We start from the raw sequence: 16,451 nt of genomic DNA, 5'->3' as shown, positions 1-16,451 counted from the left end.
CCTCCCCGTCCGGGCCAGGACCGGGGCGGGGGTGGTGTAGCCGGTGCCGCGGCAAGCCGGGCAGGTGACGCGGAGGGTGGCGCGGGTGCCGTCTGGGAGGCGGGTGCCGGTGGTGATGGCGACGACGGGGAAGCCGTCGCAGTCGCGGCAGACCGGCCGGTTCAGGGCGTGCTGGGGCATGATGTGGCGGTCCTTTCGGGTCCGTTGGGTCTGAGAGGGAGCAGGGCGTCCGGGGCGGTCGATGCTTGGCGGCTGAGTGCCGCCCCGGGGGCCCGTTAGCGCTTGCGTGCGAGGTGGAGCGAGACGCTGGCCCCGCCCACGGTGGGGATGGCCGCAGCAGCGGCGGCGGCGATCATCTGGAACGCGAAGGCCAGGACCACGATCACCAGGGCGGTACCGGCGCTTGCGGTGAGGGTGAGCAGGATCTTCCCGGCGTAGGACGGCGGCGCGGCCTGGATGACCACGACCTGTCCGGGGTGGACGCCGGGCGGGATCAGCTCGGAGGGACGGTGGTTGGCCCGCAGTTGCGCGTCGGGGTGGCGCACGGTGAGTCATCTCCTCTCGACATGTCAGGGGTGGCAGCGGTGGGTGCGGGCGGCGAGTTCGGCGCCGGAGCGATCGCGGTAGTCGGTGGAGAAGCCGCAGCCGGGGGCGGTGCAGGCGGCGGTGTGGCGGGTGTGTCCGCGGCCGTCGTGGTAGGTGCCGACCTTGACGGGGCCGATGCGGATCACGTTGTAGAAGCGGTTCGGGCGCGGCATGGTCAGTCCTCCCGCCGGGTGAAGTCGTCGGCGTGGTCGGTGAGCCACTGTTGGATCTCGGGGTGTTCGTCGTGGGTGGCCTGGTTGATCGCGGCCTCGCCCATGCGCATGCCGTCGACCAGGTGGTTAGCGCGGGTGAGTTCGGCGGAGCGTTCCAGGGCGGCGCGGATGTGCGGTCGCATTGCGGTGTCCTCCTTCTCAGGTGAGTTGGGCGGCGAGGACGTCGGCCAGGGCCGGCGGGACGCCGAGGCGGGTGCGTAGGGTCGCGGCGTCGATCGGCGTACCGGTGGCGGCGTGGTGGGTGTCGGCGACCTTCCGGGCGTGCGCCAGCAGCGCGGGCGGCACGGTCGGCGACGACACGGGAGCGGGCGCAGCGGACGGGGGAAGTTCGGGCGCGTGCTCGGGGGCCCGTTCAACCGTCACCTGTGGAGCAGGTTCCGCAACCGGGACCGGGGCCGGTTCGGGTACCGAAGTCGGCTCAACGGCCGGTTCGTCCGCGGGGGTGGGGGTGTGGGCGAGGAGGGTGCCGCCGAGGAAAGCCAGAGCGGGCCACCCGGCGACGAGGATGCGCAGCCAGGCCGGCACGGCGTTCATGTCGAGGAGCCCGGCGGTGGCGATGTTCGCCCCGAGGGACGCGGTCAGGGCGATCACGAACCAGGTCCAGGCCGCGCGGGCCGGGCGGTTGGCGGCGCGCAGGGTGCGCATACGGCGCCAGGCGGCGACCAAGAGCAGGTCGACGGAGATGGGGTAGGCCCAGGCTTTCCAGTCGTGCTGTCCGGCGGCTTCGGCGATGTCGTGCAGGTGGGCGAAGGACAGCGCACCGGCGATCACGGCCTGAATGAGCACCGGGTCGAACCTGTTGGGGCGGGCCACGGAGGGCACCTCCTTTCAGGGATGGAGGGGGTAGGGACCTGGCGCGGGGAATGGCCGCGCCGACCGTGGGAGAAGGGATGCGGGACTACTCGGTGACCGGGCGGGGCCGAGTCAGCGGTGATGCGTCAGCCGGAGCAGGCAGGGCCGGGAGGTCCGGTCGGAACGGGGCCAGGCTCGGCAGATCGGGGACCAGGCCGGCGTGGGCCCGACAGACCGCGGCGGTCTCGGTGATCGAGGTCAGCGGGGTGCGGATGTGGGTCCAGCCACCGGAAGCGTCACCCGCGACCGCGACCCCGGGGCGGTCGGCGGCGATGGCGGTTGCGGCGTGCATGGCTTCGGGTGAGATGTCCCCGAGGCCCATCTCGGCGGTCTGCTTGTCGTTGACGCGGTGGACGACACGGCCGGTGAGCTGTGCGCGGAGCATGGTGGCGCCCTTGCCGAGCTCGGCCCCGAAGCGCTGGCCGCAGATCTCCAGGTAGATCCCGACCGCGCGGGCCATCTGCGCGAGCCGGATCAACTGGGTCACCATGCGGTCCCGGCGTTCCTCGTCCTTCTTCGTCGCGGTCAGGAACAGCTCGGCGACCTCATCGACCAGGACCACGATCGGGACCGGTCGCACCTTCTTCGGCAGGCCCCAGATGTCGGACGTGATCTCCTCATCCGGCGTCGACAGCGCGGTGCCCTGGTACTCCTTGAGCAGGTCGAACCGGGCCTCCATCTCCCCCACCAGCGCGTCCAGCAGGCCGGCTGCCTGGTCAGGGTCGGTGGCCAGGGCCGACAGGCGCGGCGCATACGGGGTCTGCTCCACGCCGCGCTTGCAGTCGATCCCCACCAGGGCCACCGGGAGCTTGGCGAGTTGCTTGATCAGGATGCGCTGATACATCGACTTGCCCGACTGATTCGCCCCCAAAGTGAGGGCGTGCGGGATCTCCCGGTAGTTCCGGACGAACGCGGTCCCGTCCTCCCGCAGCGCCACCGGAACCACCATCGGACCGGACGGCAGCCGGCGCGGCATGCGCACGGAGCGCAGGACGTCGTAGCCGGTCATCCGCAGCTCCACCACACCGGGCTTGATCTCCACCACGTGCACCGCGTGGACACCCCAGGCGTGCCGGAGCCGGTTCGAGGCCGCGGCGACGTCATCGGGTTCCAGGCCGGCGGGCAGACGGAGGCGAACCCGGAGGCCGGTGGCGGACCCGGCAACCCGGCGGATCTTCGGAGGGACCGGCTGCACCTCACGGCGACCCACGGTGCGGACCATGAACGCCCGCAGCCGGGACGGCGCCACCGTCAGCCCGCACACGTCCATCGTGGAGGCGTAGGTGAAGTGGAACCGGCCCATCGTGATCGGCAGACCCACCAGCGACCAGTACACGCCCGGCGCCTTCACCCGGGCATAGCCCAGGCCACCAGCAGCACCCACCAGCGGGGTGCCGATCTCGATCAGCGTCGCCAGATCCACCATGGCTCAGGCCACCACCGTGACGGCCACCGCGCGGAACGAGATCCCGTGCCGGGTCTGGCCATTGAAGGTGTTCTCCCAGTCCCGGGCCTTGAGGCCGATCACCGACACCAGCGTTCCCGGCGTCAGCGTCTCGTCCACCCCGGTCGCGGGCACGGCCACCTGGTACAGGTTGCCCTCACCCTCGTCCGAGATCAGCAGACCGATGGTCATCATCTGCGCACCGGTCTCCCGGTCGATCGCCACCTCACCGGTCTGCTTGTTCACCAGCTTCGGCGTCGGAGCGGTCGCAACGAACGTCACCGCGGTCGAAACGTCGATCTTGAAGGACGGCATCTTTCACTCCTGTGTTGACGTCGGACAGCCCAAACGGACCGTTACACTCGCTGTCCTAGGACTGCGAGTGACTTGAGAAGATAGTGCACCGCAGTCCTGGGACTGTCAACAGTCCTAGGACTGTGTTTGACTAGATCCTGTAGAGAGGGGTCGAGATGGCGCCCAAGTGGCGGGAGCTGGCGGACAGGCTGGCTGAACAGATCAAGCGGGGTGACTACGAGCCGGGCCAGCAGTTGCCGCAGATCAGAGACCTTGTTGAGGCTGGCGAAGGATCCAAGTCCACCGTTCATGCCGCCTATAAGGCGCTGGAAGCCGAGGGCCTGGTGACCTCGTCGCGAGGCCATGGCACCGTCGTGCGTCAGCAGGTACCGCTCAAGCGACTCGGCATCGCCCGGTACGACAAGGCCAAGTGGCGGGACGGTGACGAGGTGGCGTTCATTGCGGACCGTGTGGCTTCCGGGCGGGCGTATCGCCGGAACGAGCAGACCCAGACAGTCAGCCTCGTGGAAGCCCCACCGGCGGTAGCTGCCGCACACGGCCTGCCAGCCGGTGCCGAGGTATACGCCCGCGCACGGCTGGTCAAGGAAGGCGATCAGCCGACACATACGCTGACCAGCTACTACCGACCCGAGCACGTGGAAGGCACGCGTCTGGTGGACCCGACGCCCGGTCCGGCCGGCCGAGGCGGCGGCTTTCGCGTTCTGTACGACGCGGGCTACGAGATCGACCACATGAGGGAAGAGCTCTTCGCTCGTGCCGCCACATCGGACGAGGCGAAGACTCTGCAACTACCCCCCGGCGAACCGGTTGTCGAGCTGCACCGGACCACCTACACCGCCTCTGGCCTGGTGATCGAATTCGCCATCGGCGTGCACGCGGCTTCGCGCTTTGCCTGGGAGTACGACTTCAAGGTGCCGGATTCGGCGAAGGACAGAGAAGGCCAGCAGTGATCTCAACACAGGACTGGGCGGACACACGGCGCCTGTGGGACTACCACCAGATGGGCCACACGCCCCGTCCGTGCTCGGTTGCCCTCGGTCTCGGCAGTCACGACCTGGGTGTGGCCGACACTGCGGTAGACCTCTACAAGCGCGGCATGGCACCGCTGCTTGTGTTCACTGGCGCCACCAGCCCCACGACTCGGGAACGCATGCCCCGCGGTGAAGCCGTCCACTACCGGGAGCGGGCACTTGAGCTCGGTGTCCCCAGCTCGGCCGTGCTTGTAGAGCCCCGAGCGCGCAACACGGGTGAGAACATCCGCTTCTCCAAAGACTTGCTCGTAAAAGCCGGCGTCGACGTGTCCTCGGTCCTCCTGATCAGCAAGCCGTACGAGGAGAGGCGAGCGTATGCCACGGCGCGCAAGCTGTGGCCCGGAGTCGAGATCATCAGCGCTTCCACGCCCATGACCTTGGGCGAGTACGTCGACTCCATCGGCGATGCTCGTCTGGTGATCGACATGCTTGTCGGTGCGCTTCAACGGTTGCTGATTTACCCAGAGCAGGGCTTCATGATCAGCCAGGCGGTACCGGACGACGTGATCGCCGCCTACGAACGACTGCGCCAACACGGCTTCACGAGTCGACTCATCACTACCGACACGAGCTCTGCCTAGGTTCTGTCCGGCCGATCTGGACCTGCACCGAGCGAGCGGCGTCTCCTCGGGTAGTTGTCAGCTCCCGACGCTCCGTGTAGGTACCTTCCTCCGTCAGGTCGCAGGAGCATTACCCTTCGTTTGCACTTTCAGTCGCGGAACCTTCCGCGCGATCAAGGGGGCCGGTAGGAGCATGTTCGGACAGCTCGGGGGCGGTATGGATCTTGTCCCGCCTACTCCCGCTTCGGGTCCTGGGACCCTTGCAAGTGTGTGGCAGCGTCTATGGGCCGCTGGCATCGATCTTTTGATTGCCTGGCTTGTCATCCTTGTGCCGCTGCTGGCTTTCGACAGGATTGTCCTTGCCGGGGTCGGAGATGAGGGCGACATCGTCTGGCAACTCGTCGCGGCCCTGTGGGTTGTCGCCTTCTTGCTGACGTACTCGCCCCTGAGCACCTGCCGTTGGGGCCGTACGCCTGGGAAGCGGATCATGGGACTGAAGGTGGTCAGACTCGGCAGCGACAACCCGATCAGTTACGGGCATGCGCTGATACGTCACCTCGCCAATGTAGGGATAGGACTTGTCCCGGTGATCCTCATCAAGAACGTCACCTCGATCGGCACGGACGCGCAGCGGCAGGGGATGCACGACCGGCTCGCCCGCAGCACGGTTGTGCGCACTCGTTGAACCATGCCACAGCCCCTGTGAAGCGAGCTGTTACAGATTTCTCTACTTCATCAAGGCACCCGGCGTCGCTCACGCTCCGCCGGGCGCGCGGCCGGCGTCCGGCCGCGCCCACGCTCCAGTCTCCGCCCCGCTCGGCACGGCCATCCGCCGCCGCACGCCCACATAGGTAGGCCAGGGCATGAGGTCAGAACTGCGGTGGCTAGGGCGGCCGGCGCTCCGAGACTTTAAGGTCTGGCCCTTGGCGCGAGCCTCGAAGATCGAGGCCCAAATCGGGCTACTGCGGGCAGGCAAGGAGCCAGCCCGATTCGCGGCCAGCGTACGGGCCCCGATCTCTCACCCCAAGGGCCAGACCTCAAACTCTCTCCGCCCCATCCGCGCGGGCGCGTCCGAAAGCAGGCGTCGCAGGTTCGAATCCCCCCTGGCGCATATGGGAAAGGGCCCCGGACCGACAAGGTCCAGGGCCCTTTGACGAGCCAGCGCAGACGAAGCCCTTAAGGTTCCGATCATGGTGACTGCGACTGTCCGCCGCTTGCTCGCCAGGAGGTCCCTACGAATCCCCGGAGAGATTCCGGTGAGTCAGGTCGCTTGCGGGGTGTGGCGATCCCGCCCCGTACCCGGAGGTCGACTGACCGGGATACGGGGCGGTCACGCCTGCCATGGACTCATGGCGTCGAGCGTCAAGCTGCGCGCCGGATGAGGACTGATCGCTCAGTCGCAGGACGCTTCCCGAGGCTGGAGCGGCGCGCGCCACTCCCAGTTGCAATCCCAGTCCTCGTCATCCTTGTCGTGGATGCCGTGATGGTCCGGAATGCAGGGGCCACAGGAGTCATCATCGTCGTCCCGGTGGTCGCCGTGGTCCGGGTAATCACCGTGGTCCGGGTAATCACCGTGGTCCGGGTAATCACCGTGATGCGGGTAGTCGCCGTGGTGCGGGTATCCGGGCCCGGCAGGTCCGGCAGGTCCGGCAGGTCCGGGAGGCCCGGCGGGTCCAGGAGGTCCAGCGGGCCCAGGGGCGCCGGGGGCGCCAGGCAGGCCAGGGGCACCGGAAGGACCGGGAGCACCAGGGGCGCCAGGCAGGCCAGGGGCACCGGAAGGACCGGGAGCACCAGGGGCGCCGGGGGCGCCAGGCAGGCCAGGGGCACCAGGGGCACCAGGGGCGCCAGGAGCACCGGGAGCTCCGGGGGCGCCGGGAGCGCCGGGAGCGCCAGGGGCGCCAGGGGCGCCGGGAGAGCCGGACGGTCCGGGGGGACCGGACGGTCCGGGGGGACCGGACGGACCGGGAGGACCGGGCGGGCCAACCGCGCAGGCCGCCCGCGTGACGACATTGCTGTCCAGCGTGACCGCGCCATTACGCGCGAGGAGCCGGCCCTCCACATTCGCGTTGGTTTGCGCTGTGATCGAGGTCAGGGCCAGGATGTTGCCCTTGAAGACGGATGCGGTCCCGAGGGTGGCGGAGCTGCCCACCTGCCAGAACACGTTGCAGGCATTCGCACCGTTGATGAGGGTGACGCGGCTGCCCGAACCGGTGACCAGGGTCGATTCGGTCTGGAAGATGAAGACGGCGTTGGGATCGTTCTGGCCATCGAGAACGAGGGCGTTCGGGGCGGTGATTTGGAATGTCCCGTTCGTGTAGACGCCTGGCGTCAGCATAAGTCCGCCAAGCTCGACACCTGGGTTGGCCCCAGGACCTCGGCTCGCTGCGTCGTTGTACGCAGTGGTCAGGTCCGCCTGGGCCGGGGCGGCTGCGGCGCCGGTGCGAATCGCTCCGTTGACGATTCCCGGCGGAAAGCCCACCACCGCGAGACCCGGGCTGACACCCAGGTCGCCGTTGATGACGCTCGGGCCCGTGTTGGTGACCGTCGAACCGCCCAACACCGCGTAGCTCGTAGCCGTCCCCAGCCCCACGGGGGCTTCCGCCGCGTGCGCGGCGTTGGCGAACAGGCTGGCAGCCGTCAGCCATGCCAGTGCAGGAATCGCGATGAGGGTCGCCTTGAGCCGACCGTGTCTCCGCCACCGGCCTATATGGGAGGGCGGAGTTTCAGCCAATGCCATAGCACAAGACCTTTCTTGTCGCCTTGAGCTCAATACCCCAGCAAGGGGCGTCGATTTCCGAAGTGAGCTTGGACAAGGGCCGCAACTCTCGTTTGATGTAGAGACTTCGAAGGCTCAACCCCCAAGGGGACGCCAGGGCTCTTTCCCGCCGAGGCTGCAAACGCGTCCACCACTCACGGGGCAGAACCTAGTAAAGAACACACATGGTGCGCATAGACATAAGAAGCCAAAAGGGGCATGGCTACTCGCCAGTTCATTCCGCTGGCGGTGTCCGATGGCACATGCCAACACGGTCTGGTTGAGTGTCCGGCCTTGGAAACGGCACCAGCGGTCGAGAGGGCTAGGCTCGAAGGTTCGTGCGAGCTTGCTCACGTATCCATGGCGCCTGCGAGTCTTCCGCCGTACCTGCAGGTGCAGAGCAGCGCCACAGATGCCAAGATCAGGTCGATGCGAGTCGCGTCGCCATCGGCCAAGAGTTGCTGCTCTGCTGTGCGTGGCGGCGCCTGTACAAGCACACCGAAACTGAGTGAATCCGCGCCTCGGGGATCGACCGGCCACGTTCGGCCTCCGCGGCACGCCTACGGTAAGGACCCCTTCGCAGTGCCACCCGCCTCGGGTGGCGCCTTGTGGCCCTTGGCAAGCAGGGGATGGCGGCAACAGAGCCGCATACGTGGGACTTTGGCGGTAGTAGGAGACGCTGCGCCTGGCGGAGAGCGGAGCCGGTTCCTGGCCGCCGCAAACGTCGTCGACCTGAGAGCTCCGTTCACCACTTTGCTCTGACACCCTCACGGAGCCCGGTTCCGCCGCTGAGAGACGGAGGCCGTTTCTCGCACCTTGCTAGCCACCGCGTGGCATCCCGCTCAGCGCGTATGGGATCGAAGCATCCGAAAAGGACCTTCCGCAGGGGGAGAAGGCCCTATGACCCATCGCGCAGCCGGGCATGTGCCTGGCAGGGTGTTCACTGTCCGGAACCAGGTGTCCCGGGTCGACATCTGTGCCTGACATCGACGGCTCCGAACATCCCAGGTCAACGACGGATGCCAGTGAACGGAGATCACGGGGGAGTGACGACAAACACCATGGTCAAAGCTATCGATGCGAAAATGGGATGATGGTCGCTATGAAGGGACGCGTCCTGGTCGTCGACGACGACACCGCACTGGCAGAGATGCTCGGCATCGTGCTGCGCGGAGAAGGTTTTGAGCCGTCGTTCGTGGCCGACGGTGACAAGGCCCTCGCCGCCTTCCGAGAGACCAAGCCTGATCTGGTTCTCCTCGACCTCATGCTCCCCGGACGGGACGGCATCGACGTATGCCGCCAGATTCGGGCCGAGTCCGGGGTCCCCATCGTCATGCTCACGGCGAAGAGTGACACGGTCGACGTCGTCGTGGGCCTGGAATCCGGCGCCGACGACTACGTCATCAAGCCGTTCAAGCCCAAGGAGCTCGTCGCCCGCGTGCGGGCCCGGCTGCGCCGGGCCGAGGAGCCCACCCCCGAGCAGCTGACCATCGGTGACCTGGTCATCGACGTGGCCGGCCACTCGGTCAAGCGGGACGGCCAGCCCATCGCGCTGACCCCCCTCGAGTTCGACCTGCTGGTCGCTCTCGCCCGCAAGCCCTGGCAGGTCTTCACCCGCGAGGTGCTGCTCGAGCAGGTCTGGGGCTACCGGCACGCGGCCGACACCCGTCTGGTCAACGTGCACGTCCAGCGCCTGCGCTCCAAGGTCGAGCGGGACCCCGAGCGCCCCGAGATCGTGGTGACCGTCCGCGGCGTCGGCTACAAGGCCGGGCCGGGCTGACATGACCACCGCGTACGAGCGTGAGCGGATGGAGAGCCGGCACGCGGACCCCCTGACGGGTCTGCTGCCGGTGCTCCGCTCGTTCGTGCGCTGGGCCCGGCGGCCCCTGCAGCCCGCCGTACGGCTCTGGCGCCGCAACATCCAGCTGCGCGTGGTCGCCACCACCCTGCTGATGTCCCTCGGCGTCGTCCTGCTCCTCGGCGTCGTCGTCATCGGGCAGGTCAAGAACGGACTGCTCGACGCCAAACGGCAGACCGCGCAGAGCCAGGCCGTCGGCGGCTTCGCCGTCGCCAAGGAGACCGCCCGCAACGTCACCGGCAACGGCGACACCGACGCCGGTTCGGACGGGCACAGCCGGAACGACACCGCCACCTGGCTCAACAACCTCGTCGAAGGGCTCGCCAGCAGCGGCCAGGGCGTCTACTCCGTCGTCGCCCTCAGCTCCGACGCGCAGGCGCAGCCCGTCAGCCTCGGGTCCGACAGCCCCGGCACACACGCCCCCCGCGGCTCCGGCGGCGTCCGGCCCGAGGAGAGCGTGCCCGCGGACCTGCGCAAGGCACTCGACGAGGAGTCCGGGGTCTTCGAGCGCTACACCTCGATGAAGAGCGACAGCCTCCCCGGCGGCGAGCCCGCGCTCATCGTCGGCCAGCGCCTCAGCGACCCCAACGGCAAGCCCTTCCAGCTCTACTACCTCTTCCCCTTCGACCAGGAGGAGAAGACCCTCGGCCTGGTCAAGGGCACCCTGGCCACCGCCGGCATCTTCGTCGTCGTCCTGCTCGGCGCCATCGCCTGGCTCGTCGTGCGCCAGGTCGTCACACCCGTCCGCATGGCCGCCCGGATCTCCGAGCGGCTCGCCGCCGGACACCTCCAGGAGCGCATGAAGGTCACCGGTGAGGACGACATCGCCCGCCTCGGCGAGTCCTTCAACAAGATGGCCCACACCCTCCAGGTCAAGATCCAGCAGCTGGAGGACCTGTCGCGGATGCAGCGCCGCTTCGTCTCGGACGTCTCCCACGAGCTGCGCACCCCGCTGACCACCGTCCGCATGGCCGCCGACGTCATCCACGAGGCCCGCGAGGACTTCGACCCCGCGACCTCCCGCTCCGCCGAACTGCTGCAGAACCAGCTCGACCGCTTCGAGTCGATGCTCTCCGACCTCCTGGAGATCAGCCGCTTCGACGCGGGCGCCGCCGCCCTGGAGGCCGAACCCATCGACCTGCGCGACGTCGTACGACGCGTCGTCGACGGCGCCGAGCCCATCGCCGAACGCAAGGGCAGCCGCATCGTCGTCCACGGCGACGAGCAGCCCGTCACCGTCGAGGCCGATGCCCGCCGCGTCGAGCGCGTCCTGCGCAACCTCGTCGTCAACGCCGTCGAACACGGCGAGGGTCTCGACGTCCACGTCCGCATGGCCTCCGCAGGCGGCGCCGTCGCCGTCGCCGTACGCGACTACGGCGTCGGCCTCAAGCCCGGCGAGGCCACCCGCGTCTTCAACCGCTTCTGGCGCGCCGACCCCGCCCGCGCCCGCACCACCGGCGGCACCGGCCTCGGGCTGTCCATCGCCCTCGAGGACGCCCGCCTGCACGGCGGCTGGCTCCAGGCATGGGGCGAGCCCGGCGGCGGCTCCCAGTTCCGGCTGACCCTGCCCCGTACCGGCGCCGACAGCCTGCGCGGATCCCCGATCGCCCTCGAACCCGAGGACTCCCGCCGCAACCGCGACCTCGCCATCGCGCTCTCCCACCGGGGCATGCCCGCCGGCGCCACCGCACTCGACGCCGCCACGCCCCCCGTCTCCGCGCAGCACGGCTTCCCGGCGCCGCGGTTCGCCGCGCCCGCCATCCCCTCCATGCCGTTCACCCCGCCGCGGCCACCCGCCGCCGACCCGGCGGCCCTGCCCGGCAACGGCGCACGGGTCGTAGGACACCGTGCGGGCGGCGGCACGGCCACCCACCCCACGACAGCGGACGAAGCGCGGGAGGACGACGACTGATGCGCGCGAAGGGGGGCGGCCTCCCGAGGCCGGCCGTTGCGGGCGTGCTCCTGAGCGGACTCGTGCTGCTCACGGGCTGCGCGTCCATGCCCAGCAGCGGCGAAGTGCACAAGGTCGGCGGTGAGAAGCACGCCGACACCGATCCCCAGGTCCGGGTCTTCGGCGTCAAACCGCAGGGCGGCGAGACCCCCAGCGACATCGTCAGCGGCTTCCTCGAGGCCATCACCAGCGACGAGGCCGACTACGCCACCGCCAAGCTCTACCTGACCAAGGACCAGGGAAAGCGCTGGAAACCCGAATCGGGGATAACCGTCCTCGCCGGAGGCATCGCCCAGGCGCAGGAACCGGGCACGACCACCGACGGCAAGGACGGCGACAGCACCCAGATCACCCTCTCCGGGACCAAGGTCGCCACCGTCGACGAGCGGCACGCCTACACCGCCGAGAACGGCACCTTCAGCAGCGGGCTGCGCCTCACCAAGGAAGACGGCGAATGGCGCATCGCCGGAGTCGCCGACGGCCTGGTGCTCAGCGAGGCCGACTTCCAGCGCTTCTACCGATCCGTCGACACGTTCTACTTCGCCTCCCCCGGGCCGGGCCCCAAGGACGCGGCCGCCGGGGACGCCCTCGTCGCCGACCCGATCTACCTGCGCAAGCGCATCAACGCGCTCAGCAACGCCGTCAACGCCCTCCTCGCCGGGCCCACCGACTGGCTGGAACCCGTCGTCACCTCGGCCTTCCCCACGGGCATACGGGCCGAGGAGGTCGAGCTCGACGACTCCCAGCGCGTCACGGTGAAGCTCAAGGGGTCCCCCGGCGGCGACGGCGCGCGCTGCGAACGGATGGCCGCCCAGCTGATCCAGACCATCCAGGGCATGTCGTCCACGCCCGTACCCTCGGTCGAACTCCAGGGCCCCTCCGGTCGCACCCTGTGCACACTGCAGCGCGGCGACGCCGGCGCCTACGCGCCGGACAAGCTCGTCGGGGAGAGCAACGAGCAGTACTTCATCGACGCGGAGCACCACCTCGTCAGCCTCAGCGGTACGGGCACCGCTTCGCCCACCGCGGTCGCGGGCCCCCTCGGGACGGGAACGTTCAGGGTGGGCTCGGCCGCCGTACGGCGCGACGAGCAGTACGCCGCTGCCCTCACCGAGGACGACGCGAACCTCTACGTGACGGGCCTGAACGCCGACGCCCAACTGGGCCCCGTCGTCCTGCGCAGCCAGGCCGTCGACCCGAAGAACCGCTTCACGACCCCCAGCTGGGACGGCTACGGCGACCTCTGGATCGCCGACCGCGACCCCGACCGGCCGCGGCTGCTGATGCTGCCCGACGGCGCCGGCAACCCGGTGCCCGTCGACGTGCCGGACCTTGGTGACGGGCGCATCGAGTCGCTGAGGGTCGCGGCCGACGGCGTGCGCATCGCCCTGCTGGTCCGCGACGGCGGCCACACCACCCTGCGGCTCGGGCGGATCGAGCGCACAGGGACGGCCGCCGACCAGAAGATCACGGTGGCGGAGCTGCGCAGCGTCGCACCGCAACTCGAGGACGTCATAGCGGCGTCCTGGGCCGGGTTCAGCCGGCTCGTCGTGGTGGGACGCGAGGCCGGGGGAGTGCCGCAGATCCAGTACGTGGACGCGGACGGCTCCGGCACGTCCTCGTCGAGCCTGCCGGGCATCAGCGGCGTGGTGTCGGTGGCGGCCTCGGAGCGCCAGGACAAACCGCTGCTCGCGGAGCTCGACGGCGGCGTCTTCCGGCTGCCGTCCGACTCCAACTGGAAGGAAGTCGCGCCGAAGGCCGGCTCGCCCGTCTACCCGGGCTGACGACCCTCTCGGCCCTTCGGCTCCCTCGGCTCTTCACGGGCCTTCTCGCGGTGCGCGGTGCGTGGCGATCGCGCGCCGACGCGTGGGTGGGCGCGAGGCCGTTCGTGGGGCGGGGAAAGTTATCCACAGGCTGGGGACGGGGCTGGTGGTGATCGCCCGTTCCCGCCATCGTTGAGTCATGCGGGGAGCACGGGGACGGCGGGGCCTGCGGGGCGGTCGCGCCGTGCGGTCATGGTGGCGGGAGATGTCGGGGCTGCTGCTGCCGGCCGAGTGCGCGGGGTGCGGGGCGCCGCGGACCGTGCTGTGCGAGGAGTGCGGCGCCGCGCTGCATGAGCCCGGGGCGCGGGAGGTCCGGCCGGACGCGCCGCCCGACGGGCTGCCCGCCGTGTGGGCGGCGACCGTCTACACGGACCAGCCGCGCGCGGTGCTCCTGGCGCACAAGGAGCGCGGCGCGCTGGGCCTGGCCCGGCCGCTGGGCGAGGCCCTGGCGGGCGCGGTCTACGCGGCGGTGCGGGGAGGGGGAGGGGGTGGGGCCCCCGAGATGCGGCGCCGGGAAGCCGGCACTCCCCTCCCCCCGCCCGCCCTCACCCCGTTCCTCATCGTCCCCGTCCCCTCCTCCCGGCGGGCGGTCGCCGCCCGCGGCCACGACGCGACCAAGCGCCTCGCCCTCGCCGCCGCCACGGACCTGCGACGCGACAGCCTGACCGTCCGGGTGGCCGCGGTGCTGCGCCAGCGCCGCGAGGTGGCCGACCAGGCGGGCCTCGGCGCCCGTGACAGGCCCGCCAACCTCTCCGGCGCCCTCACCGCCGTCCGCGGCGCCGATCGGCTCCTGAGGACCGCCCCGGTGGTGCTGGTGGACGACCTGATGACGACCGGCGCCTCACTCGCCGCCGCGGCCCGCGCCGTCGAGGAGGCCGGAGGCCGGGTCCTGGCCGCGGCGGTCGTCGCGGGCCCGGCGCCGCTGCGCCACCCCACGAGCGGCCGGAACGGCCGGCGAGGACGGGCACCCCGGCCGGCGGCCCCGCCCCCGTGAGCCGGGGCGGGGGAAGGGGAGGCCGGAAGGGGAGGCCCCCACCCGGCCCCGAACAGGCGCCCGAAAGGCGAGCCGAATCCGAAGGTCAGGAGCGATCTCGCAGGTGGCACGACGGGCATTTCACCCGAAGGGAGGTATAGCGCTTCTGGGGGTGCCGACCCCGGGTCCGCGGGTCTATGTTCGGTGGTGAGGGGCGGCGGTGCCCGTGTGGACCGCCGTTTCACGGACCGCGAGACGCGGTTCACCCAAGGTTCAGTGGGTGAAGTTCCGTCTTGCGGGGGAGGAGGAGGTGAGAGTCGCGGCTTCGCCGCCCGGGAGCCTCCGAGCGTGCGGAGCGGCAACGAACGTCGACGCCGGCCGGGACCTGTTGCCCGCCGGCCTCAGCGCAAGGGATCGCCCCGTGAGACCGAGGCGATCCGGGAACGGAGTTCTGCGTGGACATCGTCGTCAAGGGCCGCAAGACCGAGGTGCCCGAGCGGTTCCGGAAGCACGCGAACGAGAAGCTGGAGAAGATCCAGAAGCTCGACGGCAAGGTGATGAGCCTCGAGGTCGAGGTGTCCAAGGAACCGAACCCCCGGCAGGCAGACCGTTCCGACCGGGTGGAGATCACGCTGCGCACCCGTGGCCCGGTGATCCGGGCCGAGGCCGCCGCGACCGACCCGTACGCGGCGCTCGACGTCGCGGCGAACAAGCTCGAGGCGCGGCTGCGCAAGGCGGCCGACAAGCGCCGGGTGCATCGCGGCGGCAGCCGGACACCCATGAGCGTGGCGGAGGCGACGGCCGGACTGGCCACGACCGAGTTCAACGGCACCCCGACCGGCGGGGAGACCCCCACGGGCGTGCCCACCACCAAGATCGGCGGTCGTCTCGAGGTCCAGGGTGAAGGACCGCTGGTGGTTCGCGAGAAGACGCATGCGGCAGCACCGATGACGCTCGACCAGGCCCTCTATGAGATGGAACTGATCGGGCACGACTTCTATCTGTTCATCGACTCCGACACGGAACAACCGAGTGTCGTCTACCGGCGGCACGGCTACGACTATGGCGTCATCCACCTCAAGGAGGACCTTTCCGTCGAGGATGCGCCGGCCGGCGCGGGCGGAGCGCTCCGCCGGTGAACTAGGGGTCAGTGGCGGCGCTCCCGGGCGGGAAACGACCATCGCCTGGGAGCGTCGCCGTGCTCGGGCGTGGAATCATGGCCGGGCAGCCAAGATGCGGGCGGTACCGCCCGGTTGGACTGGCACGGAAAGTGCGACTACCACGGGCGCCGGCCCGAGGGGGAGGAACCGATGGCGGACAGCTTCGAGCCCGCGCCGGCCGGCGGCGCGGAGCCCGGTACGGGCGCCGCGGGGGACACGGGCGTCGCCGGCGCGCCGCGCAAGGAGCCGATCAGGGTGCTCGTGGTGGACGACCACGCCCTCTTCCGCCGCGGTCTGGAGATCGTGCTCGCGCAGGAGGAGGACATCCAGGTCGTCGGCGAGGCGGGGGACGGCGCGGAGGCGACGGAGAAGGCCGCGGATCTGCTGCCGGACATCGTGCTGATGGACGTGCGGATGCCGAGGCGGGGCGGTATCGAGGCGTGCACCTCCATCAAGGAGGTGGCCCCCAGCGCGAAGATCATCATGCTGACGATGAGCGACGAGGAGGCGGACCTCTACGAGGCCATCAAGGCCGGGGCGACCGGCTACCTCCTCAAGGAGATCTCCACGGACGAGGTGGCCACGGCGATCCGCGCGGTGGCGGACGGCCAGTCGCAGATCAGCCCGTCGATGGCGTCGAAGCTGCTCACCGAGTTCAAGTCGATGATCCAGCGCACGGACGAGCGCCGGCTGGTGCCCGCCCCCCGGCTGACGGACCGTGAGCTGGAGGTGCTGAAGCTGGTCGCCACCGGCATGAACAACCGGGACATCGCCAAGGAGCTCTTCATCAGCGAGAACACGGTGAAGAACCACGTGCGGAACATCCTGGAGAAGTTGCAGCTGCACTCGCGGATGGAAGCCGTGGTGTACGCGATGCGGGAGAAGATCCTCGAGATCCGCTGAGCCGGGTT

General features: G+C 69.9%; 17 protein-coding genes. 9 read left to right on the top strand and 8 right to left on the bottom strand.

Features of this window, described 5'->3' with window-relative positions:
* The 7 genes from B085_RS0139545 to B085_RS0139515 form a co-directional block, all read right to left on the bottom strand.
* A partial coding sequence (locus tag B085_RS0139545) for a hypothetical protein (protein WP_018563366.1) occupies positions 1-180 on the bottom strand: 180 nt, incomplete at its 3' end.
* 95 nt (positions 181-275) lie between these two features.
* Positions 276-545, bottom strand: coding sequence for a hypothetical protein (locus B085_RS0139540; protein ID WP_018564130.1), 270 nt, complete (start codon positions 543-545; stop codon positions 276-278).
* Between the two features lie 24 nt (positions 546-569).
* Positions 570-758, bottom strand: a complete 189-nt coding sequence (locus B085_RS0139535) for a mobile element transfer protein (protein ID WP_018564129.1) — start codon at positions 756-758, stop codon at positions 570-572.
* A 2-nt stretch (positions 759-760) separates the two neighbouring features.
* Positions 761-940: a hypothetical protein gene (locus B085_RS0139530; protein WP_018564128.1), complete on the bottom strand. Its 180-nt coding sequence runs from the start codon at positions 938-940 to the stop codon at positions 761-763.
* Between the two features lie 16 nt (positions 941-956).
* Entirely contained in the window at positions 957-1,631 is a 675-nt protein-coding gene (locus B085_RS0139525; protein ID WP_018564127.1) for a DUF2637 domain-containing protein, read from the bottom strand.
* Positions 1,632-1,716: 85 nt separating this feature from the next.
* Positions 1,717-3,096 (bottom strand): FtsK/SpoIIIE domain-containing protein, encoded by a 1,380-nt coding sequence (locus B085_RS0139520; protein ID WP_018564126.1) that lies wholly within the window; start codon positions 3,094-3,096, stop codon positions 1,717-1,719.
* 3 nt (positions 3,097-3,099) lie between these two features.
* Positions 3,100-3,429, bottom strand: a complete 330-nt coding sequence (locus tag B085_RS0139515; protein ID WP_018564125.1) for a hypothetical protein — start codon at positions 3,427-3,429, stop codon at positions 3,100-3,102.
* A gap of 155 nt (positions 3,430-3,584) precedes the next feature.
* Between B085_RS0139515 and B085_RS0139510 the strand changes: the two genes are divergently transcribed.
* The 3 genes from B085_RS0139510 (at position 3,585) to B085_RS46160 (ending at position 5,705) form a co-directional block, all read left to right on the top strand.
* Positions 3,585-4,379: a GntR family transcriptional regulator gene (locus B085_RS0139510; RefSeq protein ID WP_018564124.1), complete on the top strand. Its 795-nt coding sequence runs from the start codon at positions 3,585-3,587 to the stop codon at positions 4,377-4,379.
* Complete coding sequence (locus tag B085_RS0139505; protein ID WP_018564123.1) at positions 4,376-5,041, top strand: YdcF family protein; 666 nt, start codon at positions 4,376-4,378, stop codon at positions 5,039-5,041. The genes B085_RS0139510 and B085_RS0139505 overlap by 4 nt, the downstream gene beginning before the upstream one ends.
* Positions 5,042-5,288: 247 nt before the next feature.
* Complete coding sequence (locus B085_RS46160) at positions 5,289-5,705, top strand: RDD family protein (RefSeq protein WP_018564122.1); 417 nt, start codon at positions 5,289-5,291, stop codon at positions 5,703-5,705.
* Positions 5,706-6,413: 708 nt separating this feature from the next.
* Here B085_RS46160 and B085_RS47940 read toward each other — a convergent pair.
* The gene (locus B085_RS47940) at positions 6,414-7,757 is read right to left on the bottom strand and encodes an ice-binding family protein (RefSeq protein ID WP_078620261.1); all 1,344 of its coding nucleotides are present in this window, start codon (positions 7,755-7,757) and stop codon (positions 6,414-6,416) included.
* A gap of 1,108 nt (positions 7,758-8,865) precedes the next feature.
* Here B085_RS47940 and mtrA point away from each other — a divergent pair.
* The 6 genes from mtrA (at position 8,866) to B085_RS0139460 (ending at position 16,443) form a co-directional block, all read left to right on the top strand.
* Positions 8,866-9,555 (top strand): two-component system response regulator MtrA, encoded by a 690-nt coding sequence (gene mtrA, locus B085_RS0139485; RefSeq protein ID WP_078620260.1) that lies wholly within the window; start codon positions 8,866-8,868, stop codon positions 9,553-9,555.
* A gap of 1 nt (position 9,556) precedes the next feature.
* Positions 9,557-11,545, top strand: a complete 1,989-nt coding sequence (gene mtrB / locus B085_RS0139480) for an MtrAB system histidine kinase MtrB (protein ID WP_018564118.1) — start codon at positions 9,557-9,559, stop codon at positions 11,543-11,545.
* Positions 11,545-13,368 carry an LpqB family beta-propeller domain-containing protein gene (locus tag B085_RS0139475; RefSeq protein ID WP_018564117.1) on the top strand — a complete coding sequence of 608 codons (1,824 nt, stop codon included), beginning with the start codon at positions 11,545-11,547 and terminating at the stop codon, positions 13,366-13,368. Before mtrB ends, B085_RS0139475 begins: the two co-directional genes overlap by 1 nt.
* Positions 13,369-13,612: 244 nt before the next feature.
* Complete coding sequence (locus B085_RS0139470; protein ID WP_018564116.1) at positions 13,613-14,401, top strand: ComF family protein; 789 nt, start codon at positions 13,613-13,615, stop codon at positions 14,399-14,401.
* Positions 14,402-14,835: 434 nt separating this feature from the next.
* Positions 14,836-15,519 carry a ribosome hibernation-promoting factor, HPF/YfiA family gene (hpf, locus tag B085_RS0139465; protein ID WP_018564115.1) on the top strand — a complete coding sequence of 228 codons (684 nt, stop codon included), beginning with the start codon at positions 14,836-14,838 and terminating at the stop codon, positions 15,517-15,519.
* A gap of 171 nt (positions 15,520-15,690) precedes the next feature.
* Positions 15,691-16,443, top strand: coding sequence for a response regulator (locus B085_RS0139460; protein ID WP_018564114.1), 753 nt, complete (start codon positions 15,691-15,693; stop codon positions 16,441-16,443).
* The last annotated feature ends 8 nt before the right edge of the window (positions 16,444-16,451 follow it).

This window comes from Streptomyces sp. BoleA5, from assembly GCF_000373665.1.
In the GTDB taxonomy this organism is placed as follows: Bacteria; Actinomycetota; Actinomycetes; order Streptomycetales; family Streptomycetaceae; genus Actinacidiphila.
Note: the sequence above shows the minus strand (reverse complement) of the source record. Positions and strands in the feature narration are given on the sequence as shown.

Bases quoted from the DNA above. Each gene is read 5' to 3' on its own strand.
- B085_RS47940 (WP_078620261.1), bottom strand. From the start codon at position 7,757: ATGGCATTGGCTGAAACTCCGCCCTCCCATATAGGCCGGTGGCGGAGA.
- B085_RS0139535 (WP_018564129.1), bottom strand. From the start codon at position 758: ATGCCGCGCCCGAACCGCTTCTACAACGTGATCCGCATCGGCCCCGTC.
- B085_RS0139515 (WP_018564125.1), bottom strand. From the start codon at position 3,429: ATGCCGTCCTTCAAGATCGACGTTTCGACCGCGGTGACGTTCGTTGCG.
- B085_RS0139470 (WP_018564116.1), top strand. From the start codon at position 13,613: ATGTCGGGGCTGCTGCTGCCGGCCGAGTGCGCGGGGTGCGGGGCGCCG.
- mtrA (WP_078620260.1), top strand. From the start codon at position 8,866: ATGATGGTCGCTATGAAGGGACGCGTCCTGGTCGTCGACGACGACACC.
- B085_RS0139460 (WP_018564114.1), top strand. From the start codon at position 15,691: ATGGCGGACAGCTTCGAGCCCGCGCCGGCCGGCGGCGCGGAGCCCGGT.
- B085_RS0139530 (WP_018564128.1), bottom strand. From the start codon at position 940: ATGCGACCGCACATCCGCGCCGCCCTGGAACGCTCCGCCGAACTCACC.
- B085_RS0139520 (WP_018564126.1), bottom strand. From the start codon at position 3,096: ATGGTGGATCTGGCGACGCTGATCGAGATCGGCACCCCGCTGGTGGGT.
- mtrB (WP_018564118.1), top strand. From the start codon at position 9,557: ATGACCACCGCGTACGAGCGTGAGCGGATGGAGAGCCGGCACGCGGAC.
- B085_RS0139510 (WP_018564124.1), top strand. From the start codon at position 3,585: ATGGCGCCCAAGTGGCGGGAGCTGGCGGACAGGCTGGCTGAACAGATC.
- B085_RS0139475 (WP_018564117.1), top strand. From the start codon at position 11,545: ATGCGCGCGAAGGGGGGCGGCCTCCCGAGGCCGGCCGTTGCGGGCGTG.